This window comes from Micromonospora sp. PTRAS2 (assembly GCF_054052245.1).
In genome coordinates, this window is the sequence record NZ_JBSWBU010000007.1 from 89,290 (window position 1) to 113,404 (window position 24,115).

General features: G+C 73.4%; 25 protein-coding genes, 1 pseudogene and 1 riboswitch. Of the genes and pseudogenes, 14 read left to right on the forward strand and 12 right to left on the reverse strand.

The window, feature by feature from the left end; genetic code table 11:
* Positions 1 to 39: 39 nt before the first annotated feature.
* Positions 40 to 615 carry a GNAT family N-acetyltransferase gene (locus tag ACVMYR_RS21745; protein ID WP_457122576.1) on the forward strand — a complete coding sequence of 192 codons (576 nt, stop codon included), beginning with the start codon at positions 40 to 42 and terminating at the stop codon, positions 613 to 615.
* 16 nt (positions 616 to 631) lie between these two features.
* Here ACVMYR_RS21745 and ACVMYR_RS21750 read toward each other — a convergent pair whose 3' ends face one another.
* Positions 632 to 1,651, reverse strand: coding sequence for a GlxA family transcriptional regulator (locus tag ACVMYR_RS21750; protein WP_457122577.1), 1,020 nt, complete (start codon positions 1,649 to 1,651; stop codon positions 632 to 634).
* On the opposite strand from ACVMYR_RS21750, the gene ACVMYR_RS21755 reads away from it, so the two are divergent.
* Positions 1,646 to 1,981, forward strand: coding sequence for a cupin domain-containing protein (locus ACVMYR_RS21755; protein ID WP_457122578.1), 336 nt, complete (start codon positions 1,646 to 1,648; stop codon positions 1,979 to 1,981). The genes ACVMYR_RS21750 and ACVMYR_RS21755 overlap by 6 nt on opposite strands.
* Before the next feature lie 79 nt (positions 1,982 to 2,060).
* Entirely contained in the window at positions 2,061 to 2,549 is a 489-nt protein-coding gene (locus tag ACVMYR_RS21760) for a DnaJ family domain-containing protein (RefSeq protein ID WP_457122579.1), read from the forward strand.
* 9 nt (positions 2,550 to 2,558) lie between these two features.
* Here the strand turns inward: ACVMYR_RS21760 and ACVMYR_RS21765 are convergent, their stop codons facing one another.
* Together ACVMYR_RS21765 and ACVMYR_RS21770 are read right to left on the reverse strand one after the other, a co-directional pair.
* Positions 2,559 to 3,725 carry an erythromycin esterase family protein gene (locus tag ACVMYR_RS21765; protein ID WP_457122580.1) on the reverse strand — a complete coding sequence of 389 codons (1,167 nt, stop codon included), beginning with the start codon at positions 3,723 to 3,725 and terminating at the stop codon, positions 2,559 to 2,561.
* 73 nt (positions 3,726 to 3,798) lie between these two features.
* The gene (locus ACVMYR_RS21770) at positions 3,799 to 4,947 is read right to left on the reverse strand and encodes an FAD-dependent monooxygenase (RefSeq protein ID WP_077940339.1); all 1,149 of its coding nucleotides are present in this window, start codon (positions 4,945 to 4,947) and stop codon (positions 3,799 to 3,801) included.
* Positions 4,948 to 5,022: 75 nt separating this feature from the next.
* Between ACVMYR_RS21770 and ACVMYR_RS21775 the strand changes: the two genes are divergently transcribed.
* A complete protein-coding gene (locus tag ACVMYR_RS21775; RefSeq protein ID WP_096761754.1) occupies positions 5,023 to 5,637 on the forward strand; it encodes a TetR/AcrR family transcriptional regulator in 615 nt (204 codons plus the stop codon).
* A gap of 63 nt (positions 5,638 to 5,700) precedes the next feature.
* On the opposite strand, the gene ACVMYR_RS21780 is transcribed toward ACVMYR_RS21775, so the two are convergent.
* On the reverse strand, positions 5,701 to 6,771 hold the full coding sequence (locus ACVMYR_RS21780; protein WP_457122581.1) for an adenosine deaminase: 1,071 nt from the start codon (positions 6,769 to 6,771) through the stop codon (positions 5,701 to 5,703).
* 50 nt (positions 6,772 to 6,821) lie between these two features.
* Positions 6,822 to 6,896, reverse strand: a riboswitch (S-adenosyl-L-homocysteine riboswitch).
* A gap of 133 nt (positions 6,897 to 7,029) precedes the next feature.
* Here ACVMYR_RS21780 and ACVMYR_RS21785 point away from each other — a divergent pair.
* The gene (locus tag ACVMYR_RS21785; RefSeq protein ID WP_457122582.1) at positions 7,030 to 7,533 is read left to right on the forward strand and encodes an NUDIX domain-containing protein; all 504 of its coding nucleotides are present in this window, start codon (positions 7,030 to 7,032) and stop codon (positions 7,531 to 7,533) included.
* 103 nt (positions 7,534 to 7,636) lie between these two features.
* Here ACVMYR_RS21785 and ACVMYR_RS21790 read toward each other — a convergent pair whose 3' ends face one another.
* The 3 genes and pseudogenes from ACVMYR_RS21790 to ACVMYR_RS21800 form a co-directional block, all read right to left on the reverse strand.
* Positions 7,637 to 8,833: a WD40 repeat domain-containing protein gene (locus ACVMYR_RS21790; protein WP_457122583.1), complete on the reverse strand. Its 1,197-nt coding sequence runs from the start codon at positions 8,831 to 8,833 to the stop codon at positions 7,637 to 7,639.
* Between the two features lie 180 nt (positions 8,834 to 9,013).
* Positions 9,014 to 9,388, reverse strand: a pseudogene (locus tag ACVMYR_RS21795) (helix-turn-helix domain-containing protein); the annotation flags it as partial.
* 141 nt (positions 9,389 to 9,529) lie between these two features.
* Positions 9,530 to 10,105 carry a maleylpyruvate isomerase N-terminal domain-containing protein gene (locus ACVMYR_RS21800; protein ID WP_457122584.1) on the reverse strand — a complete coding sequence of 192 codons (576 nt, stop codon included), beginning with the start codon at positions 10,103 to 10,105 and terminating at the stop codon, positions 9,530 to 9,532.
* Positions 10,106 to 10,364: 259 nt separating this feature from the next.
* Between ACVMYR_RS21800 and ACVMYR_RS21805 the strand changes: the two genes are divergently transcribed.
* Positions 10,365 to 11,060, forward strand: coding sequence for a hypothetical protein (locus ACVMYR_RS21805; RefSeq protein ID WP_077940333.1), 696 nt, complete (start codon positions 10,365 to 10,367; stop codon positions 11,058 to 11,060).
* On the forward strand, positions 11,057 to 11,398 hold the full coding sequence (locus tag ACVMYR_RS21810; protein ID WP_091284448.1) for a transcriptional regulator: 342 nt from the start codon (positions 11,057 to 11,059) through the stop codon (positions 11,396 to 11,398). Before ACVMYR_RS21805 ends, ACVMYR_RS21810 begins: the two co-directional genes overlap by 4 nt.
* 135 nt (positions 11,399 to 11,533) lie before the next feature.
* Here the strand turns inward: ACVMYR_RS21810 and ACVMYR_RS21815 are convergent, their stop codons facing one another.
* A complete protein-coding gene (locus tag ACVMYR_RS21815; protein ID WP_457122585.1) occupies positions 11,534 to 12,268 on the reverse strand; it encodes an alpha/beta hydrolase in 735 nt (244 codons plus the stop codon).
* A gap of 275 nt (positions 12,269 to 12,543) precedes the next feature.
* Here ACVMYR_RS21815 and ACVMYR_RS21820 point away from each other — a divergent pair, with 275 nt between their 5' ends.
* Positions 12,544 to 13,335, forward strand: a complete 792-nt coding sequence (locus ACVMYR_RS21820) for a phosphotransferase family protein (RefSeq protein ID WP_457122586.1) — start codon at positions 12,544 to 12,546, stop codon at positions 13,333 to 13,335.
* A 250-nt stretch (positions 13,336 to 13,585) separates the two neighbouring features.
* Positions 13,586 to 14,452, forward strand: coding sequence for an alpha/beta fold hydrolase (locus ACVMYR_RS21825; protein ID WP_457122587.1), 867 nt, complete (start codon positions 13,586 to 13,588; stop codon positions 14,450 to 14,452).
* A gap of 51 nt (positions 14,453 to 14,503) precedes the next feature.
* Here ACVMYR_RS21825 and ACVMYR_RS21830 read toward each other — a convergent pair whose 3' ends face one another.
* Positions 14,504 to 15,211, reverse strand: coding sequence for a dienelactone hydrolase family protein (locus tag ACVMYR_RS21830; RefSeq protein WP_457122588.1), 708 nt, complete (start codon positions 15,209 to 15,211; stop codon positions 14,504 to 14,506).
* A gap of 144 nt (positions 15,212 to 15,355) precedes the next feature.
* Between ACVMYR_RS21830 and ACVMYR_RS21835 the strand changes: the two genes are divergently transcribed.
* The 4 genes from ACVMYR_RS21835 (at position 15,356) to ACVMYR_RS21850 (ending at position 19,628) form a co-directional block, all read left to right on the forward strand.
* Positions 15,356 to 16,144, forward strand: a complete 789-nt coding sequence (locus ACVMYR_RS21835; RefSeq protein ID WP_457122589.1) for an aminoglycoside phosphotransferase family protein — start codon at positions 15,356 to 15,358, stop codon at positions 16,142 to 16,144.
* Between the two features lie 110 nt (positions 16,145 to 16,254).
* Positions 16,255 to 16,680, forward strand: coding sequence for an Hsp20/alpha crystallin family protein (locus ACVMYR_RS21840; protein ID WP_077940327.1), 426 nt, complete (start codon positions 16,255 to 16,257; stop codon positions 16,678 to 16,680).
* A gap of 268 nt (positions 16,681 to 16,948) precedes the next feature.
* Complete coding sequence (locus ACVMYR_RS21845; protein WP_457122590.1) at positions 16,949 to 18,613, forward strand: ABC-F family ATP-binding cassette domain-containing protein; 1,665 nt, start codon at positions 16,949 to 16,951, stop codon at positions 18,611 to 18,613.
* A 13-nt stretch (positions 18,614 to 18,626) separates the two neighbouring features.
* Positions 18,627 to 19,628: a tyrosine-type recombinase/integrase gene (locus ACVMYR_RS21850; RefSeq protein WP_077940325.1), complete on the forward strand. Its 1,002-nt coding sequence runs from the start codon at positions 18,627 to 18,629 to the stop codon at positions 19,626 to 19,628.
* Positions 19,629 to 19,632: 4 nt separating this feature from the next.
* Here ACVMYR_RS21850 and ACVMYR_RS21855 read toward each other — a convergent pair whose 3' ends face one another.
* On the reverse strand, positions 19,633 to 21,366 hold the full coding sequence (locus ACVMYR_RS21855) for an acyl-CoA dehydrogenase family protein (RefSeq protein WP_457122591.1): 1,734 nt from the start codon (positions 21,364 to 21,366) through the stop codon (positions 19,633 to 19,635).
* A gap of 93 nt (positions 21,367 to 21,459) precedes the next feature.
* Here ACVMYR_RS21855 and ACVMYR_RS21860 point away from each other — a divergent pair, with 93 nt between their 5' ends.
* Positions 21,460 to 21,918, forward strand: coding sequence for an Rv0361 family membrane protein (locus ACVMYR_RS21860; RefSeq protein ID WP_457122592.1), 459 nt, complete (start codon positions 21,460 to 21,462; stop codon positions 21,916 to 21,918).
* Positions 21,919 to 21,937: 19 nt separating this feature from the next.
* On the opposite strand, the gene ACVMYR_RS21865 is transcribed toward ACVMYR_RS21860, so the two are convergent.
* Complete coding sequence (locus ACVMYR_RS21865; RefSeq protein WP_043969141.1) at positions 21,938 to 22,657, reverse strand: thymidine kinase; 720 nt, start codon at positions 22,655 to 22,657, stop codon at positions 21,938 to 21,940.
* Between the two features lie 53 nt (positions 22,658 to 22,710).
* On the reverse strand, positions 22,711 to 24,099 hold the full coding sequence (locus ACVMYR_RS21870; protein ID WP_457122593.1) for an MFS transporter: 1,389 nt from the start codon (positions 24,097 to 24,099) through the stop codon (positions 22,711 to 22,713).
* Positions 24,100 to 24,115 lie beyond the last annotated feature (16 nt).

A 24,115-nucleotide genomic window follows, 5' to 3' on the forward strand; every position in this document is an offset into this window, starting at 1 on the left:
GGGGCGGCACCGGCGGCGGCGATGGGCGACACTACGGGGATGTCGGTGCTCCTGCGGGCCCCCGCGACCCCCCACCATCCCGAGCTGGAGCTGCGCCCCTGGCGCGACGGCGACATCCCCGAACTGATCGAGGTCTACCGCGACCCGGTGCTGCGCCACTGGACCCGGCATCCGGTCGACGACGCCCGCGCCGCCCACCGGTGGATGGTCCGCAGCCGGCAGGGCTGGGCCGCCGGCCGCCGGTTCGCCTTCGCCGTACGCGAGCCCCGCCGCGACGGCGGCGACCGCCTCGTCGCCACGGTCGTGCTCAAGGACGTCCTGCCCGGGCGTCCACACGCCGAGGTCGGCTACTGGACGGCCGCCTGGGCCCGCGGGCGCGGCGTCGCGCCGCGCGCCGTGCAGGCGGTCACCGACTGGGCGTTCACCCGGTTCACCGCGACCGGCCTGACCCGCCTGGACCTGCTGCACCAGGCCGACAACACCGCCTCCTGCCGGGTCGCCGAGAAGGCCGGCTACCCGTTCCAGGAGACACTTCCCGCCCGGGCGCCGTTCCCCCGCGACGGGCACCGCCACGCCCGCCACGCCGCCCCGCACCCCGGCGAAGACCGAGGGTGAGCGGCAGCGGGCGGCGTCAGGTCGCGCAGGCCCGCAACGCCCGCCGGTAGGCGCCCGGAGTCGTGCCCACCCGAACGCGGAAGCGACGGCGCAGGTTCGCCGCCGAGGCGAGGCCGACGCGGGCCGCGACGGCCTCCACCGGCAGGTCCGTCTCCTCCAGCAGGGTGCGTGCCCGCGCCACCCGGCGAGCCAGCAGCCACGCGCCCGGGCTCGTGTCGAGCTGCTCGGCGAACCGCCGGGCCAGCGTCCGGGGCGAGACGTGCAGATACGCTGCCAGGTCGCCCACCGACAACGACGTTCCCAGGCGCGCCTCGGCCCACTCCAGGAGCCCGTCCAGGCTGTCCGTGGCCGGCGCGGCCAGCACGTGCTGTGTCTGGCCGCCGTCGCGGTGCGGCGGCATCACCATGTACCGCGCGACAAGCGCCGCGTGCCCGACACCGTGGTCCTTCCCGACAAGGTGCAGGCACAGGTCGATGCCCGCGCCGGCGCCGGCGCTCGTGGCCACGTCGCCGTGATCGACGTAGAGCACCTCCGCCTCCACGCGCACCCGGGGGAACTCCTGCCGCAGCTGCTCGGCGCGTGCCCAGTGCGTCGTGGCCGAGCGGCCGTCCAGCAGGCCGGTGCGGGCCAGCGCGAACACGCCGCCGCAGATCGTGACGAGTCGCGCCCCCCGGGCGTGGGCCCGCAGCAGCGCCCGGCGCACCCGCGCCGACAGCGGCGCCTCCACCGGCGCCCAGCCCGGGATCACCACGGTGTCCGCGGAGTCGAGAGCCGAAAGATCCCGCGACACCGACAGCGCGTACCCGGCTGACGTGGGCACCTGCCCGGGCCGCTCCGTGCACACCCCGAACTCGTAGTGGCGGGGCGTGCCAGGGGGCACCGTGCCGAAGACCTCGGCGGCGCAGCCCAGCGCGAACGTCGACTGCACCGGTCGTACCAGGGCGACCACGCGATGCATGGCGAGAAAGTACCCCACGGTGTCCTCGTCCGCCGCTGTCGCGCGGGGCGCGCCGGCGGCACGGTGAAGGGCATGCATCCAGAGATCCTGGCCCAGGAGGGCTACACCGCCGCACGCGTCGAGACGGCCCCCGTGCGCGAACTCTTCCCCGGCATCCGGCTGCGTCCGCTGTGGCGGGGACCGCACGGCGCGCAGGCCGCCGTGCTCGAGATGGACCCCGGCTCGTCGTGGCCGCGCCGCGACGTCCACGCGCCCGGCCCCGAGGAGGTGTACGTGCTCGACGGCACGTTCCACGACGGGGTACGCGACTACCCGGCGGGGACGTTCCTGCACGCCCCGGCCGGGTCGTGGCACGTGCCCTCGACCGTCACCGGTTGCAGGCTGTTTCTCTTCTACCCGGCGGGCTAGGACCGGCACCGGATGGTGATCACCACGTCCCCGTCGCTGGCACGGCCGGGCGGGTACCGTGGATCCGGGAGGTGCCGGGGTGAGCGACAGGTGGGAGGCCGCAGCCGAGGCGCAGATCCGCACCGCCCAGGAACGCGGCGAGTTCGACAACCTGCCCGGGGCGGGCAAACCACTGCCGGGCCGGGGCACGCCCTACGACGAGTCGTGGTGGATCAAGAGTTTCCTGGAGCGCGAGAAGCTGCCCAGCGACCTGCTGCTGCCCACGCCGCTGCTGCTGCGCCGCAGGATCGAACGGGTGCCCGACGAGGTGCGGGACCTGCCCACCGAGGCGGCCGTGCGGGCGTACGTCGCCGATCTCAACCGGGAGGTCGTCGCCTGGCTGCGCAACCCGACCGGCCCGCAGGTCGTCGTGCGTCCCGCCAACGCCGACGAGGTGGTGGCCGGGTGGCGCGCCGCCCGGGAACGGGCCCACGCGGAGGCGGTGGCGGCGGCGCGGTCGGCACCTGGGCCGCAGCACGGTCCCCGCCGCCGGTGGCAGTGGCCGTGGCGGGGACCGCGGCGGCCCTGACGCCTGCTGCTAGCCGGGCGCACCCAGCTCGACGGCCTCCTTGACGAAGACGATGCCGTCGATCGTGTCGAGTTGGGTCGGGTCCAGCGGGAAGTAGGCGAAGTCCCCGGAGACCCGCGGGGCGGCTGCGGTCACCGCCCGGGCCAGGCGGCGGCCGTCGACCACGCAAGCGTCCCACGGCAGGGCGGCCAGGATGCCCTCGGCGGTGTCCGCAGCCGGGGCGTCGCCACCGATCGCGCCGAAGGCCGAGGCGAGGAAGGCGTACCGGTCGCCCAGGCGGGCCGCGGTGATGGCTCCCGCGCTCCACATCCGCACCTCCAGGTCGCCCAGCGACATGCGGCTGTGGTGGCGCTGCAGGTGCAGGTTGTGAGCGAAGACCAGCGCCGGGCCGTGCGCGGCGACAGCATGCAGGTTCGCGGCCATCATCGCGTCCCGCAGCCCCGACAGCCGGGAGATCCGGTCCGCGGCGGTGTCGGCCATCGCATGGTGGTAGCGGAGCAGACCGACGGCGGTACGCCCGTACAGTTCCGCCCGCTCCCGGTCGCGCACGCACAGCTGCGGCAGCTGCGTGTCGAGCAGCGCCAGCAGGTCGTCGGCGATCACCCGCAGCCGCTGGGCGTCGGCGGACCGGCCGATCGACTGGGACGGGTCCATGACGGTGGCCTCGTTCGACCACCGCTCGTCGGGGCCGAGCAGCGCATCGAGGGTTTCCCGGGTGCAGGGCAGCGGGCCGTCGAGGAGGCCGTGCAGCGCGGTGAGCGCCTGACGCGGGCTGGCCGCCCAGTATTCCAGGGGGCCGTCGATCCCGAAGAACCGCAGCTTATCGTCGTGGGCCTCGTTGTAGGTGCGCATCCAGCGCACGAGGTCCCGGTTGGCCGCCGACGCGCCGAAGCCGTGGCTGAAGCCGCGCGCCATGACGTCGTCGAGGTCACCGGCGCCGGTCGCGATGTGGTCGTCCACCACCAGGCCCATCAGGCAGTCACTTTCGATGGCGAACGACCGGTAGCCCTCGTGTTCGACGAGGTGGCGGAAGACCTCGTTGCGCAACGCGCCCAGCTCCCCCACGAAGTGTCGGGCCTCGCCGAGCCCGAGCAGCGCAGGCCGGGCGGGAAGGGAACGCAGGAAGGCCGAGATGGCGGCCCCGTCGAGTTTCCGTGCGATGTTCCGGACAGTCATTCCCTCAACGGTATCGTTGAACGAACGGTGTGAACTTTCTCCGAGAGCAGCAGCTCCCGTCGGAGGTCGACCTTCAAGAACGAGGGGGATGCGGTTGCTCGCCGACCGCCCTCGCCCGCCGGAGCGGCAGCAGCCGGGTGGCGGCGTTGCGGGCCGCGATCCCGAACCGCGTGGTGGGCACGAGGAGCGACGCGGCCCGCGCGACGTTGCGCTGCTTCGGTGCCACCAGCTTCCGGTGGGTCTGCTCGTAGCGGCGCAGCGCCCCCGCGACATCGCCGGGCGTCGCGGCCAGCGACTCTGCGAGCGTCGCCGCGCCCGCCATCGCCAGGGTCGACCCGTCGCCGAAGAGGGACACGCAGGTGGCCGCGTCACCGAGCAGCGCCACCCGGCCGGACGACCACCGGTCCAGCCGGACCTGGCTCACCGAGTCGAGGTAGAGGTCGTCGCTTGCGCGTACTCGCTGAAGGAGCTCAGGTGTCCGCCAGCCGCCGCCGGAGTAGGCGGCGGTGAGCAGGCGCTTGTGCTCGGCGGTGTCGCGGTGGTCGAAGCCGGGCTCCCAGAGGCCGCGAAAGATGAACGCCGCTCCCGCGTTCCCGCGGTTCGGGTGTAGCGCGAGAGCGCGGCCGGGCGCGTTGTGCATCAGCACCTCGTGCGGCGCGAGGTCGAGGCCGTCGACGGGAAGGGTCGCGATCCAGAGGCCCATGTGACGCACGAACCGGCCCTCGTCCCCGAAGACGAGCCGCCGCGTGCGCGAGTGCAGGCCGTCGGCACCGACGACCAGGTCGAACCGGCGCGGCGTGGCCTGCTCGAACGTGACGTCGACGCCAGCTTCGTCCTGCGCGAGCGTGGCGATCGAGTCGGTGAAGAGGTACTCCGCCTCATCGCGGGCCGCCTCGTGGAGGAGCGTCGCGAGGTCGAAGCGGGGCAGTTCCACCTCGCCGCGTGTCTGACCCAGCCGCATGCCGCCGACCCGGCGACCGCTGTCGTCCACGAAGGTGAGCGCGGTCACGTCTGTCGCCGCGGCGCGGAGCCTCGGCATGATGCCCATCGCCTCGGCGATCGGGACGGCGGGCCCGCGCACGTCAACGGGGCTGCCGCTGGAGCGCAGGCCCTGCGCCCGCTCGACGACGGTGGGCCGGAACCCGTGACGGGCCAGCCAGTAGGCCAGAGTGGGGCCGGCGATGCCGGCGCCGGAGATCAGCACGGTCTTCATGTCTGTCATGCCACGAGGCTATCTGCACTCAGTGCAAGGATGCAACCAGTGCAGATGGGCACTGGATGCAGTAGGCTGCCGGCCATGGCGGAACCTTCCCTGCGCGAACGCAAGCGCGAACGGACCCGGCAGGCCATCGTCGACGCGGCGGTCGACCTCTTCGAACGCCATGGCTACGAGGGCACGACGATCGCAGACATCGCCGCCGCGGCGGAGATCGGAACCCGGACGTTCTTCAGCTACTTCGCCAGCAAGGAGGAACTGCTCTTCCCCGAGAACGACGCGCGCGTCGTCGCCGCGATCGCCGCGATCGCCAGCCGCAAGCCCGGCGACCGCCCCGCCGACCTGCTCGTCCGGGCGCTGCGCGACGCCAACGAGAACAGCACAGAGTTGGCGAGCCCCACCGCGCTGCTGCGGATGCGGCTCATCCAGACCGTTCCGGCCGTCCGGGGCCGCGGGTTGCAGCTCCAGCTCGACGCGCAGCGCGAGATCGCCCGCCACCTTCAGGCGGCATTCCCCGACGAACTCGACGCCGTGCAGGCGGGTGCCCTGGTCGGGGCGTTCATCGGCGCGGTAACGGGCGCGCTTCAGGTCCTCCTCGACGAACCGGGCGCGCTGGACGATCCGCGCAAGCTCCAGGGGCGCATGCGCGAGGTGACCGCGGCAGCGCTGCGCCCCTGGCTGTCGGTCGCCCGCTAGCGGGGAGACGGCAGCGGCCCCGCATGTTGACGTGTGCGTACCCGAGGGGGAAAGCCGGGGCGGTCACCGGTGTTCTTCCGCGATCGGGCTGGTCGGCGCGGCCTCGCGAGACGAGAACACCTGGAGATAGCCGTCGATCTCGGCCAGCACGGCGGCCTTGTCCGCAGCGTCGAGGAACGAGTACCGCACGGCCTGGCGGGCCAGCTCCGCGACGCCGTGCTCGTCGAGGTCGAGCAGGTCTGCGGCCACCTGGTACTCCCTGTTCAGGGTGGTGGAGAACATGGGCGGGTCGTCGGAGTTGACGGTGACCGGCACACCGGCGGCCACCAACTGCGGCAGCGGATGCTCGGCCAGCGACGGCACAGAGCGGGTGCAGGCGTTGGAGGTCGGGCACACCTCCAGGGCGATGTCGTGCTCGCGCAGGTAGGCCATCAACTCGGGGTCGCGGGCGGCGGCGATGCCGTGGCCGATGCGTTCCGCGCCGAGATGGCGTACCGCGTCCCACACGGTCTGCGGGCCGGTCGACTCACCGGCGTGCGGGACGCTGCGCAGCCCGGCTGCCCGCGCGGCGGCGAAGTGCCCGGCGTAGCGGGCGCGGGGGATTCCGGACTCCGGGCCGCCCAGCCCGAAACTGACGAGCCCGTCCGGGCGCTGCTTGAGCGCCACCTCCAGGGTGACGTCGGCGCCGGTCATCGTGGGCTCGCCCGGGATGTCGAAGCACCAGCGCAGCTGGATGCCGTGGTCACGGGCGGCCCGCAGCCGGGCGTCCTCCACCGCCTCGCAGTACGCCTCGGACGGGACACCACGCACGATCGACGAGTACGGGGTCAGCGTCAGCTCGGCGTACCGCACCGACTGGGCGGCCAGGTCGGCGCCGATGTCGTAGGTGAGTGTGGCCAGGTCCTCGGCGTCGCGGATCAGGTCCACCACCGACAGGTACACCTCGACGAAGTGCGCGAAGTCGGTGAACGTGAAGTACTCGGCCAGTAGCGCCGGGTCGGCCGGCACCGCGGTGGTCCCGGCGTGCCGTTCGGCCAGCCGAGCCACGGTGTGCGGGGTCGCCGACCCGACGTGGTGGACGTGCAGTTCCACCTTGGGCAAGCCGGCGATGAAGTCAGTCAGGTCCGTTGCCATTGCACAACCCTCACCGTGCGAGTGATCCGCCGGAGGGACGGCAGCCTCCCAGCGGGAGGCGCCCTTGGACCAAGGAACAGGCCGAGCGTGGCGGATGGTCATCCGTCGCAGCGCCTCTCGACCCGCAACGGCACGCTAGCAAGAGCGCTCGGTGACGACAACCCTCCGCGACGGGCCGGGGCTGACCGAGGGGTAAGCGGGCGGTTGATAACCTGCGCCAATGCCGATCATGCGCCTCGTCGCCGCTTCCGACACGGCATGACGCCACACCTGCGTCTCTCCGTCCGCGCGATCGTCCTTGACGACAACGACCGCATCCTGCTCTGCCGGCTCGTCTTTCCCCACCCGGTCGTGCCGCAGCAGTCGAAGGCCGTCTGGGCGGCCCCGGGCGGCGGCGTCGAACCCGGCGAGGACCGGCTGACGGCTCTGCGCCGTGAACTGCGGGAGGAGACCGGTCTGGCGATCGTCGCCGAACCGCCGCACGTCTGGCACCAGGAAGTCGTGGCCGCCGACATCGCGCCGGGCTTCGACGGCGTCGTCAACGACTACTTCCTCGTCCGCACGAACCATTTCCAGCCCCGCGGTGAGCTGACCGACGACCAACTCGCGGCGGAGAACCTGGCCGCGTTCCGGTGGTGGCAGCTCTCGGAGATCGCCGCCTACCGGGGACCTGAGCTGTTCTCGCCCCGCGACCTCACCACACCCCTGACCGCGCTTCTCACCGCGGGCACGCCGGACCAGCCGGTCCAACTGGGCCTCTAGCGCTCTGACCGCATAGGTTCGCCGGGCTGCGCAGCCGCTGGCGGTGTTCTGGTCCTCATCGCCGGGGCGGAACCAGCAACCATCCGGTCACCGCACCAACGGCTCACGGTCCCGTAGAGGCAGGGTCGGCATGCAGGGACAGGACCGCGACGTCGCCGCCGAAGCCCACCACGAGCGAGCCTTCCGGGGTCACGGTCAGCGCATGGACTGGCGCGGGAAACGCCAGCTCCCGGCCGATCTGCCGCCCGGCGGCCAGCTCCCACAGGCACACCGTTCCATCCGAACCACCGGTGACGACCCGGAGTTCTCCACCGATCACCGCGGTCACCACCGCGGACACGGTGCCTTTGTGGCCGACCAGCCTGCCGACTTCCCGTCCCATGACCAGGTCCCACACGCGCACGGTGGCGTCGTAACCTGCCGTGATCGCGTGGGCTCTGCCGTCGACGACCGCTGCCGCGACTGCCCACACCTCGCCGTCGTGGCCCGACAGGGGCTCCCCGACCGGTTGTCCGGTGGTCAGGTCCCACTGCCAGACCTTGCCGCCGCTCATACAGCCCACCGCATGGGGCCTGTCATCGATCACCAGCGTGTCGATGGCCATCAGGAAGTCGTCGTGTCCGGTGAGTTCATCGACCTGTTCCCCACTGGCCAGATCCCAGACCCGCACGGACAGGTCGTCGTCGCTGGCGAGCGCACACGGTCGCCCCTGGACGACAGCCGTGCCCAGACACCACACCTCACCGTTGATCCCCGGCAGCTCGCCCGTCTGCTGTCGGGTGGCCAGGTCCCACGCGAGTACCGCCCAGTCGCTGGCCGTGACGACGTACGGCCGACCGTCCACGACCTCCGTCGCCACCGCCCACACTCTGCCGTTGAGGTCGCTCATGGGCCCGCCGACCGGTTGGCCGGTCTCAAGGTCCCGCACCCGGACCGTCTGGTCCTTGCTGCCGGTGACCACGACGTGGCGGCCGTCCGAGAAGGCTGTCACCACCGCGTCAACACCGCCGGTGTGACCGGACGGGTTCATCTGGAAGTGCGGGTCGCTCTGCGCGTCGGTGGACCACAGCACCCGCCATGGCTCGGCGTCGACATCCTCCACTGACACGGCGGCAATCTGTGCCGACAACTCCCGGTCCCCGTACCGAGCCGCGTCCAGGGCCAGCAGCTGCCTCCGCACCCACGGTGGCACGTCCCGGTGCACGTCCACCGACGCCCGGTAAACCGCAGCCATCAGTCGCGCATCGGAATCCTCATCGGAAGCCAGCAACCCCAGAACCCGCTCCGGATCAGCGTTCACCAGCCATCGCAGGTCCGTCCACCACCCCTTCCGCCCCGACGGATCCGTCGCCGAAGTGGTCATATGAACGTCGTCACTCTCATGGCCGAAACTCTAGTGATGCGGCCGGACAGTCGTCCGCCAGGTTGGATCAAGCTGCGCTCTTGAGAGGCTTTTCTGGCGGGCCCAGCCGGAGCCTGCGGTGGGCCGGTAGGCGGTGAGTTTGCGCAGTGACCAGCGAGTGAAGGGCTGGCCGAGTTTGGTGGGGCGGGTGGTGGCCGTCTGGACGACGAAGTCCTCGTCGGCACGGTTGGGCAGGCGGGGACGGCCTCCCGCCCACCGAGGGTCCAGGCAGGCCAGGCCGATCTCGTTGATCCGGTGGATGACGTCGCGGACGGTGCCCTCGTCGGCCTGCACCAGCTGGGCGATCACCGGCACCCGGTTTTCGCCGGCCGAGGCCAGCAGCATCATCGCGCGCCGGTAGCGCACCGAACTCGTACTGCCGCGGCGGACGATCTGCTGCAGTTTCTGCCCTTCCTGGTCGGTCAGTCTGCGCACACGGACAGGCTCGGCCACCGCTCCTCCAGCGGTCGGATCGGACGTCACCGCACATCCAACCGCCATGACGTCCAACGCGGCGAACCTATGCGGTCAGAGCACTAGCAAGTCGGTGGCAGGCCGGCGACGAGGGGCCCGGGGGCTGATCGGCCGGTGGGGTCAGTTCAGTGCGGCCTGCCACGTCCACGAGGTGCGGCGGGGCCGTCCGTCGAACTCGGCCCGCCCCGTCATCCACAGCAGCACCTCGGCCGGCGGGCCGGGCGGGGCGTCCGGGAACAGCCGGGTCAGCACGGCGGCGGCGGGCGCGGCGGGCGGCTGCCAGTCGACGCGTAGGCCCCGAGTGATGTCGTGGGTGTGCAGCAGGGTCTCCGCCACGCCCATGGCGGCGAACCCGGCCGGGTCGCAGGGGCCGAAGTGCCAGGCCCGCAGGTTCGGGTCGGCCGCGTCGACGGCGGTGGCGAGCAGGCCACCGCAGGCCGCGACGACGGTCAGCACCTGGGCGGGCGTCGCGGTGGGGGAGACGCGCAGGTCGAACGGCAGGTAGCCGTCGGCGGGACGGCCGGCCAGTTGCCCCGCGTACGCGAGCAGGTCGTGCGCGACGTGCGCCGCCGTTGTCCAGCAGCTCCACTCCAGCGTTCCCGCCGGCACCGTCCAGTCGGCGTCGGCGTGCGGGCCGAGGATCCGGCCCATCTCGCCGATCGCGGCGCGCACGCCGGCCCCACCCGTGTCCGTCATGCCCCGACCGTGCCAGCCGTCGCCCCCGCCGACAACCCACCCCGATTACCGCATTACCGGTAACACTAATCCGATAATTTGATGCGGCAAAAGGGGCGAATCACCAGCACACCATAATGACAGTTATGTGCGCGTCGGCGTCATGCATCCCGTGGGTCGACGGATGCGGTGGCCAGCGAGCCGCCGGGTGCGCCGGCGCTGCCGGAAGAGCGCGAACTTGGCACTAGCGCCAATAGGTTTGCTGTGGAAACCTATTGGCATGACTACTGAGCCGGTTGCTGCCGGTGGCGATCCCCGCCGACTGCTGTCCGACATTCGCTCCCTGGCGCACCAGGTGCGCCTCGACCAACGAATGACCTGGGTCGCCCTGCTGGTGTTGGGCGCGGTGACGCTCGCCGGAATCCCGTTCGACTGGCTCGCCATGACGGTGCGCTGCCACCCCGACACCAGCTGCGAGTTCGCGCGGCGGGGCGTGCTGTTCTACTGGCCCTCGGCGCTCCTGCTGGCCTACACGGCGATCGCCGTCTGCTATTCGCGGGCCGCCCGGTCCCGGGGCCTGGGTGCCCGGACGTTGCCGTACGCGATCGTCGGCGCCGCGACGACCGTCGTGTTCACCGCCGCGTGGGTAGCCGCAGCCCTGTACTTTCCGCATCACCCGCTGCCGTACCAGCCGCTGCCGTACTGGTGGTTGGTCCTGGACCGGTTGGTCTCGCCCTGGGGCATGATCGGGATCGCGCTGGTGGTGCTGGCCCGCATCGAGCGCAACATCGGGCTGCTGCTGTTCACCCTCGCCTACCTGGCCCTGGTGCTGCTGGTGCTGCCGACGAACGAGGGCTGGGGACTGGCCGGCTGGGGAATTCAGGCCCGATTCGCGGCACCGCAAGTCGTCAGCGGCGCGCTGTTGCTGCTCGGCGCGGCCGGGTTCTTCAGAGCAGCCCGCAGGCGGCAGCGGTGACGGCGACGATCGGCACCCCGGACCCGGGCCCGGGGCACCCGGTCACCGGGCTGGACGAGGTGGTGCACCAGCGGGCCCGGCTGGGCATCCTGACCATCGCGCACGAGGCCCACCGGGTCGAGTTCGGCTACCTGCGCACCCACCTCGAGCTGACCGCCGGCAACCTCTCCAAGCACCTCAGTGTGCTGGAAACGGCCGGCCTGATCGAGATCCAGAAAGGCTACGAGGGGCGGCGCGGCCGTACCTGGATCACCCTCACCGCCGCCGGAGCCACCGCGCTCGCCGACGAGATCGCGCGACTCAAGCAGCTCATCGCCCGCGTCGAGACGACCAACTGACCGTAGCGTCAGCTGGCAGACCCGAACAGGACCGGGTCTGCCAGCTGACGCGATCGGGCGGTTGCGCATCTCTGCTGGCCGCCGCTGTGCAGGAGGGCCGGCGGCCCGTACCGCCTTCTGCTGGCCTGGCGGCGGCTAGCGCAGGTGCCGGGCGAAGAACCCGGCCGCGTCCTCCCCGGCGAACTGCGGGACACCGGTGTGCCCGCCCATGTTGGCGTGCAGCGTCTTCTCCGGGGAGCCGAAGGCGTCGAACAGGTCCAGGGCCGCCTGGCGGTCGTTGCCCTCGTCGTCCCACTGCAGCAGGACATGCAGCGGAATGGTGACCTGTCGGGCCTCCTCGAACATGGTGCGAGGCACGAAACTCCCGGCGAAGAGACCGGCGGCCACGATGCGGGGCTCGACCACCGCAAGCCGGATGCCGACGGAGATCACACCACCCGAGTACCCGACCGGACCACCGATCTCGGGCAGCGACAGGAGGGCATCCAGGGCGGCCTGCGTTTCCGGGACCGCCCTGTCGACGAGCGGGAGGACGAGGGCGTCGACGATCTCGTCGCTGACCGGCTCGCCGGCCTCCAGTGCCCGGCGCAGGTCGGCGCGGGCCTGCTCGGCGGCGGCCCAACGGGGCCGGTCACCGCTGCCGGGAAGCTCGATGGTCGCCGCGGCGAAGCCGTCCGCCGCGGCGCGCCGGGCCCGGGCCACCAGACGGGGGTACATCTTGCGCAGTCCGAGCGGAGGGTGGCCGAGCAGGATCAGCGGGACCGGCGCGGATGCTGATGCGGGCGTCCACAGGATGCCGGGGATCTCGCCGAGGGTGAACTCGCGTTCGAGGACGCCGTCGTCGAGGCGCTGTTCGGTAGTGAATCGCATGGTCGTGCCTTTCGGGATCGCTCGTAACGGCGCTCCCGGACGACCTACCGCCCGACCGTGACCCCGGAGGGGAGCACCCACGTCGAAACGTTCACGGGTACCACCTCCTCGGTCTCTCGCACGGCCTCCCGAAAGCTAGCAGCGGTCGCCGTGGCCCGCCAACGGTTTCTGCCGTGCTCCCGGAGCCGGCCGTCGTCGGGGACCGGACGTCGAAGTACTGAATTACGGTGGTGGCGATGCGGGCGTACGAGACTCAGCAGGCAACCCGGGCAGCCATGTCGATCGGCTCACAGCTCGGCCTGGCCGTCCGCGACGCCGCGGTCCTGCACAACTCGAACGCGCTCACCCTGCGTCTACAGCCCTGCGACGTGCTCGCCCGGGTGGCGCCGGTCGCACACCAGCGCGCCCAGCTCGAGGTGGACGTCGCTCGGGGATTGGCCGAGGCCGGGAGCCCGGTGGCCACGCTGGAGTCGCCCGAGGTCTTCGTCCAGAACGACTACGTCGTCACCCTCTGGACCTACTACGAACCGGTGGCCGCCCGGCCGATCTCCCGAGCCGGATACGTCGACGCGCTCGAACGCCTGCACGCCGGCATGCGCAGGATCGCCCTGCCCGCCCCGCACTTCACCGACCGGGTCTCTGCGGCCCAGAGGTTGGTGGCCGACCACGCCCGAACGCCGGAACTGACTGCCCCGGACCGGGCTCTCCTCGCCGGCACGTTGGCCCGGATGCGCCGAGCGGTCACCGACAGCGGCCGGCCCGAGCAGCTCCTGCACGGCGAGCCCCATCCGGGCAACCTGCTCTCGACCCGGGCCGGCCCGCTCTTCATCGACTTCGAGACGTGCTGCCGGGGGCCGGTCGAGTTCGACCTGGCCCACGCGCCCGACGAGGTCGGCGACCACTACCCGGGCGTCGATCGCCGGTTGCTCCGAGACTGCCGGACCCTCGTACTGGCGATGATCACCGCGTGGCGCTGGGATCGCGACGACCAGTTCCCCGACGGCCGCCGGCTCGGCATCGAGTGGCTGAACGAACTCCGCAGGACAGCGGCCGCCCTGGACGAGTAAGCCGACTCCGGATTCGGGACCGGACAGCTCAGCCTCCGCCGCGGGCGGGCATGCTGCCGGCCGGCGTCAGTCCGCGACGAGTGGGACCGCCGGCGACCCCTGCCGCACGACTGGCGGCATGCCCGGCAGCGGGCAACGATCCTCGCCGGGTTGTCGACCTCCCCGTCGACGCAGCGGCCCATCTCGACGCCGTGTCAGGGCGCACGGCGCGCACGCTCGGTATCGGAACGATCCCACTACGCTCACGTCCATGACCGAAGCCTTGATCGAGGCGGATGACGGTACGCGGTTACGGACCTGGACCACAGGCCCGACGAACCCGCAGACGCTGCCCCTGGTGATGCTGCACGGCGGCCCCGGGATCCGCGACTATCTGGCCCCGGTCGCCGGCATCGTCGACGACCGGTATCGCGTGCACCGCTACGACCAGCGCGGCACCGGCGGGTCCTCCTGGACCGGGCAGCACACGATCGCCCGCCACGTGCGCGACCTGGCGTTGTTGCTCGACACGTGGGGACACGACCGGGTGGTGCTGGTCGGGCACTCGTTCGGCGCCCACCTGGCCAGCTACTTCCTGTTGGCCCATCCCGATCGGGTAGCCGGGCTGGTGCAGCTCGCCGGGCCCTTCCTGGGGCCGTGGCGGGAGGCCGACCGGGCAGCCCAGCGGGCCCGACGCACCGACGCGCAGCAGGCCAGGCTCGACGCGCTCGACGCGGTGGAGTCCCGCACCGACGCCGAGGAGATCGAGTACCTGACGCTGTCGTGGTGCACCGACCACGCCGACCGGGACCGGGCATGGGAGTGGGCGGCGGCGGCGGCGCGGACGCTGCGGCCCGTCAACTACGCGATGAACCACCAGCTCAACGCGGCGGCGAAGACCGACCCGCTCGAATCGCGCGTGGACGAACTCCGCGAGCGGCTACCGCCCGACGCGATGATCATCGGCGGTGCCGGGGACAGCCGCCCCGCCGATGCGCTGCGCCGGCTGGGGGCATGCCTCGGCTGCGAGGTGACCGTCGTGCCGGACGCGGGTCACCATCCCTGGCTGGAGGCGCCGGAGCGGTTCGCCGCGGTGTTCCGCGCCGCGGTGGGCGGGCAGGCCCGTCGGGGCGGTTGATCAGGGCGGACGTCGCCGCCCGCCCGGTGCGGGGCGGGCGGCGACCGTCGGTCAGTGCGGCGGGGGCGTGAGGTGCCGGGTGAAGAACCGGACCGCGCTGTCCAGTTCGTGTTCGGGCAGCCGGTCGCCGTGCCGGCCCGGGTTGGCGTGCAGGGTCTTCTCGGCCGAGCCGAACGCGTCGAACAGGGCGAGGCTCTGCGCGCGGGGGACCCGCTCGTCGTCCCACTGGATCAGGAACTCGACGGGCACGGTGATCCGCGCGGCAGCCTCGACGGCGGCGGGGGCCGAGGCTCCGCCCAGGCCGAGGACCGCCGCGCGGACCCGGGGTTCGGCGGCCACGAACGGCACGCCGAGCCCGCAGCCCAGCGAGACGCCCCAGTAGCCGACCGCTCCGGGATCGAGGTGGTCCAGGACGGCACGCCATTCCGGTACGGTCTGCGCGGCGACGAGCGCCTGGAAGTCGGCGAGCAGGGGCGCCGGGTCGTCGCCGGTGTCGGCGCGGGCCCGGATCTCGGTGGCGATGCGCTGGTAGCGGTCGTCGCTGGGGCGGTCGCCGTGGTTCGGGGCGTCCACCGCGACGGCCGCGAAACCGCTGGCCGCGAACCGGTGGGCGCGGTGCACGACGGCGGGGGCGGTCTTGTGTTGGCCGCCGCCGTGGCCGATGAGGATCAGCGGGCGGGGGCCGGTGGTGCTGTCGGGCGGGGTCCACCGGACAGCGGGCACACCGTCGACAGTGAAGTGTTCTTCGTGGATGCGCATGCCGAATACGCGCCTTTCAGGGATGCCTTGTGCGGGCGCTCCCTAGGCCATGCGGGGGAGGGAGCCCCGACCGGTCGCAGCGTTGATCGGACTCACCTCCTCGGACAGTGCTCGTGCACGGCGGGGTGACCGTATCATCCGCCCGTGCGCGAGGATGGGACCGTGGGTGAGGAACAGCGATTGGCCGGGGGCAACACCGGCGGCGCGGTCCGCATCGGCGACACGGTGCGGCGTACGCCGGGGCCGTGGACGCCGTCGGTGCACGCGCTGCTGCGGCATCTGGAGACGGCCGGCTTCGACGGGGCGCCCCGGGCGCGGGGCTTCGACGAGCACGGGCGGGAGGTCCTGTCGTTCCTGCCCGGGGAGACGGTCGGCGTCACCCGGCCGTGGCCTGCCTGGGCGCACAGCGACGACGCGCTGCGCCAGGTCGCGCGGTGGCTGCGGGACCTGCACGCCGCGGTGGCGGGCTTCGTGCCGCCCGCCGACGCGCAGTGGCGCGAGGGCGGCGTCTGGCGGCCGGGGCTGATCGTCGGGCACAACGACGCGGCCCCGTACAACGCGGCCTGGGCCGACGGTCGGCTCGTCGGGTTCTTCGACTGGGACCTCGCGGCCCCGGTCACCCGCGAGTGGGACCTGGCGTTCACCGCGTTCGCGTGGGTGCCGCTGCACGCCCGGCACGTGGTCGCCGCCGAGGGGTTCACCGCGTTCGCGGACCGGCCCCGGCGGCTGCGGCTGTTCCTCGACGCCTACGGTCACGCCGGGCCGGTGGGGCCGTTCGTCGAGGTGGTCCGCCAGCGGGTGGCCGCCTCGGCCGAGGGCATCCGCCGCACGGCGGCGGCGGGCGACCCCGCGTACCGGGCGATGGTCGACCACGGCGTCGACGCGGCGCTGGAGACGGCGGTGCGGGAGCTGGCCGACTTCCCGGCCGGGTGAGGCGGCGTCGGGTTGACACGGCCGCCGGCGCGCGCTATCAAAGAACCAGGACTTGAGTCGCCCAGACTCAACTTGACGTCTTCGGCCAGGAGAACCGAGGAGGAACCACGATGCTGATGCGCACCGACCCGTTCCGGGAGATCGACCGGCTCGCCGAGCAGCTGCTCGGCACCCACTCCCGCCCCGCCGTGATGCACATGGACGCCTACCGCGACGGCGACTACTTCTATGCCGCGTTCGACCTGCCCGGGGTGGACCCGGACAGCATCGACTGCACCGTCGAGCGCAACGTGCTGACCGTCCGCGCGCAGCGCCGCCGCCCGACCGGCGACAACGTCGAACTGGTCGCGGCGGAGCGCCCCATGGGCACGTTCAGCCGGCAGCTGTTCCTCAGCGACACCCTCGACACCGACCGCCTCGAGGCGGGCTACGACAACGGCGTGCTGACCCTGCGCATCCCCGTGGCCGAGCGGGCCAAGCCCCGCCGGGTGGCCATCGCCACCGGCGGCACCGGCCACCGGCAGATCGACGCCTGACGGCACCCGACGCGATCAGGGCACCCCACCGCGGGGTGCCCTGATCGCAACGACACGTAAACCGGTCGCGGGCGGCGGCGGGGGATGCCAGACTCGACCACGTCCCCGCAGCCGAGACACCGGAGCCGACCAGCACATGTGATCCCGCAGGCCGCGGCCGGGCCGACCGCCCCGCCGCCACGCGCACCGACCGGCCGCCCGTCGTGGGCGTCCCGGCCCGCCTGCCGTCCCGCGGAGGATCACCGTGTTGAAGGTCGTGTGAGTCAGCTTGCAGTACGACGCCGAGCCGCTGTTCACCGGCGTCGACCTCGTCGTCAACGCCGGTGACCGGGTCGGCCTGGTCGGCCCCAACGGGGTCGGCAAGTCCAGCCTCCTGCGGGTGCTCACCGGGGCCGAGCCGCCGTCGACCGGGCACGTCAGCCTCGCCCCCGGCACCCGGATCGGCTACTTCGCCCAGCAGCCGCCCGACCCGACGGTCACCGTCGGGGAGTTCCTCGCCGCCGGCCTCGGCGAACTGGGCCGGCTCGACCGGCGGCTGCGGACCCTGGAGCGGCGGCTGGCCGGCGGGGACACCACCGCGCTGGACGCCTACGGCGAGGTCCAGGACCGCTTCGCCGCCCTGGACGGGTGGCGGGCGCAGGCCCGGCTGGCCGAGGTCCGCCAGCGACTCGACGTGGCCGGCCTGCCGGACGACGCGCCGCTGCACCGCGTCAGCGGCGGCGAGCAGGCCCGGCTGACCCTGGCCCGGGTGCTGCTGGACACCCCGGACCTGCTGATCCTCGACGAGCCGACCAACCACCTCGACGCCGACGGCATCGCCTGGCTCGGCGGCTGGCTGGCGGCGTTCGGCGGCGGCGTGCTGGTGGTCAGCCACGACCGGGCGTTCCTGGACCGCACCGTCACCCGCGTCGTGGAACTCGACGGCATCCACGACACACCGCAGACGTACGCCGGCGGGTACACCGACTACCGGGCGGAGAAGACGCGCCGCTGGCAGCGGCTGCTGCTGGACTACGAGGCGCAGGAGAAGACCCACCAGCGGCTGCTGGCCGACATCGCGCGCACCAAGGAACACGCGCGCGGGGTGGAGCTGACGGTGCGCCGCGGTCTCGGCGCCGACCAGGCGCGCCGCTACGCGAAGAAGGTCGCGCGTAAGGCCACGGCGCGGCAGCGGCGGCTACGCCGGCAGATGGAGTCGCTGCGGTGGCTGGCGCAGCCGCAGACCCGCCCGACGCTGACCCTGGCGTTTCCCGACCCGGCCGGCGACGACGGCCGGGACGTGCTCGCCGCGCGGGGCCTGGCCGCCCGCGCCGGCGACCGGCCCCTGTTCTCGGGCGTGGACCTGCGGGTGCGCGCCGGCGACCGGGTGCTGCTCACCGGCGACAACGGCACCGGCAAGACCACGCTGCTGCGTATCCTCGCCGGCCTGCGCGAACCCGACGCGGGGGAGGTCACCTGCGGTGCGCCGGTGGCGCTGCTGCCGCAGACCCACGACGCGCTGCGCACCGACGTCCCGGTGCTGACGTGGTTCCGCTCCCAGGTGCCCGTGTATGTCGACGAGGCCGAGCGGCTGCTCGACGCACACCTGTTCGGCCCGGAGCAGTGGCACCAGCCGCTGCGGCTGCTGTCGGCCGGGGAGCTGCGCCGGCTGCTGCTGGCGGTCATGGTGAACGGTCCGGCGCGGGTGCTGCTGCTCGACGAGCCGACGAACTTCCTCGACTTCGACTCCCTGGACGTGGTGGAGGAGGCGCTGCGCGCGTACCGGGGCACGGTGGTGCTGGTGACCCACGACGTGTGGTTCGCCGACGCCGTCGGCTACGACCGGTGTTGGCGGGTCACGGGCGGCGGGGTTCACGAGGAGCCGGCCGGCGGCGGGTGGCCGGGGCGGGAAAGCCCCCGGGCGCGCCTCACCGCCGACGCGCCCGGAGACTGAGAACCTTTCACCCATGCTTCGTCCCGAGTTTCCGGTGCTGCCGCGTGGCGCGGCCCGGCCGGCCCTGCGCGGGGCCGGTCCGGGCGACTTCACCGAGGCGTGGCTGCGTAACCGCCGGTTGTCCGAGCACACCCGCGACGCCTACCGGCGGGACGTGGCCGGCTGGTTGGCGTGGTGCCGGGCCCGGGAGCTGGACCCGCTACGGGCGAACTTCCTCGACGTCAACGCCTACGGTCGGGAGTTGGAGGCCACCCCGGCGGCGCGCAGCGGCCGGCCGTTGACCCCGGCGACGGTGGCCCGCAAGCTGTCGGCCCTGTCGAGCTGGTACGACTTCCTGGTCAAGCTGCGGGCGGTGCAGGCGAACCCGGTAACCGCGGCGGACCGGCCCCGCGTCGACCGGGACCACTCCTCGACGATCGGGTTGACGCCGCAGGAGGTGGACGCTCTGCTGGCCGCCGCGCAGGCCGAGACCGGGCCGACGGCGGCCCGGAACCGGGCGGCGGTGGCGCTGCTGGCCGACCTCGGGCTGCGGGTGGGGGAGCTGGTGTCGCTGGACGTCGCGGACCTGGGCGCGGAGCGGGGGCACCGCAGTGTCCGGTTCGTCGGCAAGGGCGGCAAGCCGCGGCGGCGGGCGCTGACCCCGTCCACGGCGTACGAGGTGGACGCCTACCTGGCGCAGCGGGCGGCGGCGCAGGGGGTGGGCGTCCACGAGGTGACCGGGCCGCTGCTGGTCACCGCGACCGGCGCGCGCCTGGACCGGCACTCGGTGTTCCGGCTGGTGCGGCGGCTGGCCCGCGCGGCGGGCATCCCGGCGTGGGAGAAGTTGTCGCCGCACTCGCTGCGGCACGCGTTCGCCACGACGGCCCGCGCGGAGGGGGTGCCGTTGGAGGACGTGCAGGACGCGATGGGGCACGCGGACCCGCGGACGACCCGCCGCTACGACCGGGACCGGCACAACCTGGACCGCGACCCGGCGTACGCGATCTGGGCGGCGCGGGCCCGCCGGCGCGCCTAGCTGCTCAGCAGAGCAGGTCGAGGTGGCGGTGGGCGTCGGCGGAGATGTCCTCGTGGCGCAGCCGCCGCCGCGCCCACAGCTCGGCGGCGACGCGGGCCTGCTCGTCGCCCCACGCGGCGTGTTCGACGAGCAGGGCGCAGGTCAGCGCCGCCGCCAGGCGTAACGCCAGCGCGCGGGCGCCGGCGACGACGTCGGTGGCACGCGGGTCGGCGGTGACGTCGGCGAGGGCGGCGGTCAACTGGCCGGTGACGGTGGCGAGGGTGTCGGCCAGGGCCGGCGACAGCGGCCGGGCCAGGTCGACGGCGGCGGCGAGGCGGCGCAGCAGGGGCGCGTCGGCGTTCTCGCGGGCGACGGCGCGCAGCACGTCCAGGGCGAGCACGTTGGTGGTGCCCTCCCAGATCGGCAGGACCTGCGCGTCGCGCAGCAGCCGGGGCACGCCGGTGTCCTCGACGTATCCGGCGCCGCCGAACGCCTCCACGTATTCGCTGGCGCAGGCCACGGCGAGGCGGCCGGTGGCGAGTTTCGCCAGGGGCGCGACGACCCGCAGCTCGGCGGCGGCGTCCACGTCGGCGTCGGTCTCGACGCGGCCGAGCAGCGCGAACGCGTGCCCGGCCAGGGCGAACGCGGCGGCGGCGTCGACGGCGAGCGCGCCGAGGGTGGCCCGGTGCAGCGGGCTGTCGGCCAGGCGTCCCCCGGCGACCGTGCGGGCGGTGGCGTAGGCGCGGGCGTAGTCCAGGCCGCGGCGGATCCCGCCGGCCGCGGCGGCGGCGTTGTGCACCCGGGTCACCACCACCAGGGTCATCGCCCGGGCCAGGCCGGGCACCGCCGGGTCGCCCAGCGGCAGCGCGTACGCGTCGGTGAGGCCGATCTCGGCGGTCGGCAGCGCCCACGTGCCCAGCTTGTCCTTGAGCCGGTGCACGGTGACGCCGGGGGCGGGCGCGTCGGCGGCGGCGGTGACCCCGGCCAGGGGCGAGTCGGCGGCGTAGCGGGGCACCAGGAACGGGGCGAGCACGCGACTGCCCCGTCCGGCGCCCTCGGGGCGGGCCAGGGCCACCGCCATCGGCGCGTCGGCGGCGGAGCAGAACCACTTCTGGCCGGTGAGCCGCCACGACCCGTCGGCGGCGGGCCGGCCCACGGTGCTGGAGCCGGACAGGTCGGAGCCGCCCTGCGACTCGGTCATCCACTGCCCGGACACGATCGCCGTGTCGGGGTCGGTGGAGGTCAGCCGGGGCAGCCACGCGTGGCGCACGGCCGCGTCGACGTCGGGCAGGCTCAGCAGCGCCGCCGCGCCGTCGGCCATGGCCACCGGGCAGGAGAACGTGGCCGACTCCGGCCCGTACAGGTGCAGCAGGGCGTGTTGGACGACCCGCGCGCCGGCCCCCCACCGCTGCCGCGCGGACGCCTGGTAGGGCAGGGCGACCACGGCGTGGCGGGCGGCGGCGGCGCGTTGGGCCCGCCAGCCGGCGGACGTGTCGATGCGGTCGACGCGCGCGCCCCACCCGTCGTAGCGGACCAGGACCGGCGGGTGGGCCTCGGCGTCGGCGTGCGCGGCGCGCAGCGGCCCGGCCACGTCGGCGGCCAGGTCGACCAGCCGGGGCTGCGCGGCGTCGTGCCCGGCGGGGCCGAGCAGGCGGCGCAGCCAGGACCGCAGCAGCCGGTCACCGGTGTACGGGTCGTCGGGGGTGGGCACCGGCTGCACGTAACGGGTCATCGTCGCCTCGCCTCCGCGGGTTGCCATCCGTGTGTCGCCGACCGTAGACGATGCGGCCGGGCGGGGCGACCCGGGGCGAGTGCCTGCGCGGCGGCGGCGGGTGGGCCTACGGTCGACGTGATGGGCAGTGAGCAGCCGTGGACGCGGCCGGCGCGGCGGGGCCGGCCGGCGCGCACCGGTCTGCTGGCCGCCGGCGCGGGGTTGGGGCTGTGCCTGGTGGGGGTGGCCGGGCTGGGCGCGTGGAACGTGCAGATGCTGGCCGGCGCCGGCGACCAGGTCCGCGACAGCGCCGACGGGTTCCTGCGGGAGGTCGCCGCGGGCGACGTGGAGCGGGCCTACGAGCGGCTGTGCGCGCAGTCGCGCAGCCGGTGGAGCGCGGTCGGTTTCGCCGGCTGGGTGCGCACGCCGCCGGTGGTCACTGGCTACGAGATCGTCGACGTGTCGGTGCGCACCAAGGGGGGCCGGCCCACGGGTGCGGTGCGGGCGCGGCTGATCCGCGACGGCGGCGCGGGCGAGGACCGCACGGTGCCGATGGTGAAGGAGGACGGCCGGTGGCGGGTCTGCGGTGACCCGTTCTGAGCCGCTGCCGCCCGGCGGGTCAGTCGCGGGGGCCCAGCTCACCGGCGCGGTAGTGCCGCCGGCACAGCACCTGGTAGCGCACGTCGGCGGTGTCCACGGTGTCGCCGATGACGACCTGTTCGCCTTCGCGGACGACCCGGCCGCCGATGACGCGGGCGTTGAGCAGCCCTTCGCGGCCGCACCAGCACAGCACCTCGACCTGGATGCGGGCGACGGAGTCGGCGAGTTCGAACAGCCGCCGGGCGGCGGGGAACAGGCTGGACCGGAAGTCGGTGGCCAGGCCGAACGCGTACACGTCGACGTCGTCGTTGTCGACGAGGTCGGCCATCTGTTCGATGTGTTCGAGGTTGTAGAAGGACGCCTCGTCGCAGATGAGGTAGTCCACGCGTACCCCGTCGGCCCAGGCGTCGCGGACCAGGTCGCGCAGGTCGAGGCCGTCGGTGACCTCGATCGCGGCGTGGGCCAGGCCGATGCGGGTGGTGACCTGTGGGCCCAGGGACCGGTCGATGCGGGTGGTGACCAGGCCGCGGCGGCCCTGCCGGGCGTGGTTGTGGTTCATCTGCAGGGCCATCGTGGACTTGCCGCAGTCCATCGGCCCCCAGAAGAACCGCAGGGCGGCGGCGTGCAGCGGCCGGCCGTCGGCGCCCCGGGTCGCGGCGCAGCCGCGGCGGGGGTCGTCGTCCGGGCCCGGGAGGGGCCGGGCCAGGCAGATCGGGGTGGCAGCGGCGTCGTCGGTCACGTCGGGGCAGCCTAGCCGATCGAGCGCCGCCGATCAGTCGGGTGCGTGTCGGCCTACAGCACCCTCGGCGGGGTGTTGCCGGCGGCGACGATCGCGCGGCGGATCGGCACGGCGGCCAGCAGCGCGAACCCGACCACGAAGAAGATCAGCAGGGAGACCAGGCCCACCCGGTAGGACGCGGTGAGCTGGAACACCAGCCCGAAGGCGAGAGGCCCGAGCCAGCTGGTGCCCTTGTCGCTGATCTCGTAGAAGCCGTAGTACTCGCCCTCCTTGCCGGCGGGGATGAGCTGGCTGAACAGCGACCGGCTCAGCGCCTGGCTGCCGCCGAGGACCAGGCCGATGCAGCCGCCGAGGATCATGAACGGCAGCGGCGCCTCGGCGGGCAGCCGGAACGCGGCAATGATCACGCCGGTCCACAGCACGAGGCTGAGCAGCACCGTCTTCCACGCCCCGATGCGCCGGGCCAGCGCGCCCAGGCCCAGCGCCCCGCCGAAGGCGAGGAACTGCACCAGCAGGATGGTGGTGATCAGGGTGCTCTGCCCCAGCTTCAGCTCCTCGGTGCCGTACTGGCTGGCGAGGGTGATCACGGTCTGGATGCCGTCGTTGTAGACCAGGAACGCCAGCAGGAAGAACAACGTCAGCGGGTACGCCTTGACCTCGCGCAGGGTGCGGCCGAGCTGCCGGAACCCGTCGGTGAGCACGTTGCCGCCGCCGGCCGACGCGGCGACGGGCGGGCGCTCGCGCAGCCAGCGCAGCGGCACCAGCGTGAACACGGCCCACCACACGCCGGCCGACACGATCGACCAGCGGGCCAGGTCCAGGGTGCGCTGCGGGTTGCCGTCCTCGGCGAGCATGGTCACCGCGACGAGGTTCGCGGCCAGCAGCAGCCCGCCGCCGAGGTAGCCGATGGCCCAGCCGCGGCTGGAGATGCCGTCGCGTTCGTCGGGGCCGCCCAGCTGCGGCAGGAACGAGTTGTAGACCACCACGGCCGCGCCGAAGGCGATGTTGGCCACCAGGAACAGCGCCCCGCCGAGCAGGTACCGCTCGCCGGTGACGAACGCGAACGCGATCGTCGCCCCCGCGCCGGTGAACGCCGCCGCGCCCAGCAGCCGCTTCTTGTGCGCCGACCGGTCGGCCACCGCGCCGACCACCGGCAGCACGAACACGGTCAGCAACACCGACAGGGAGATCAGGTACGGGTAGTAGGAGCCGGCGGCGACCCGGATGCCCAGCGGGTGCACGTACCCGTCGCAGGTGTCGGCGCCCAGCGCGCAGCCGGCGGCCAGCTCGGTGACGGTGGTCAGGAACGGGCCGAGGAACACGGTGATGACTGTCGTCTGGAACGCCGAGTTCGCCCAGTCGTAGAGGTACCAGCCGCGCCGCTCCCGGGCGGTGCTGGCAGGCGGCGGGGTCGCCACGTCGGGGGTGACCGTCTCGGCCATCGGTTTCCTCCGCCGA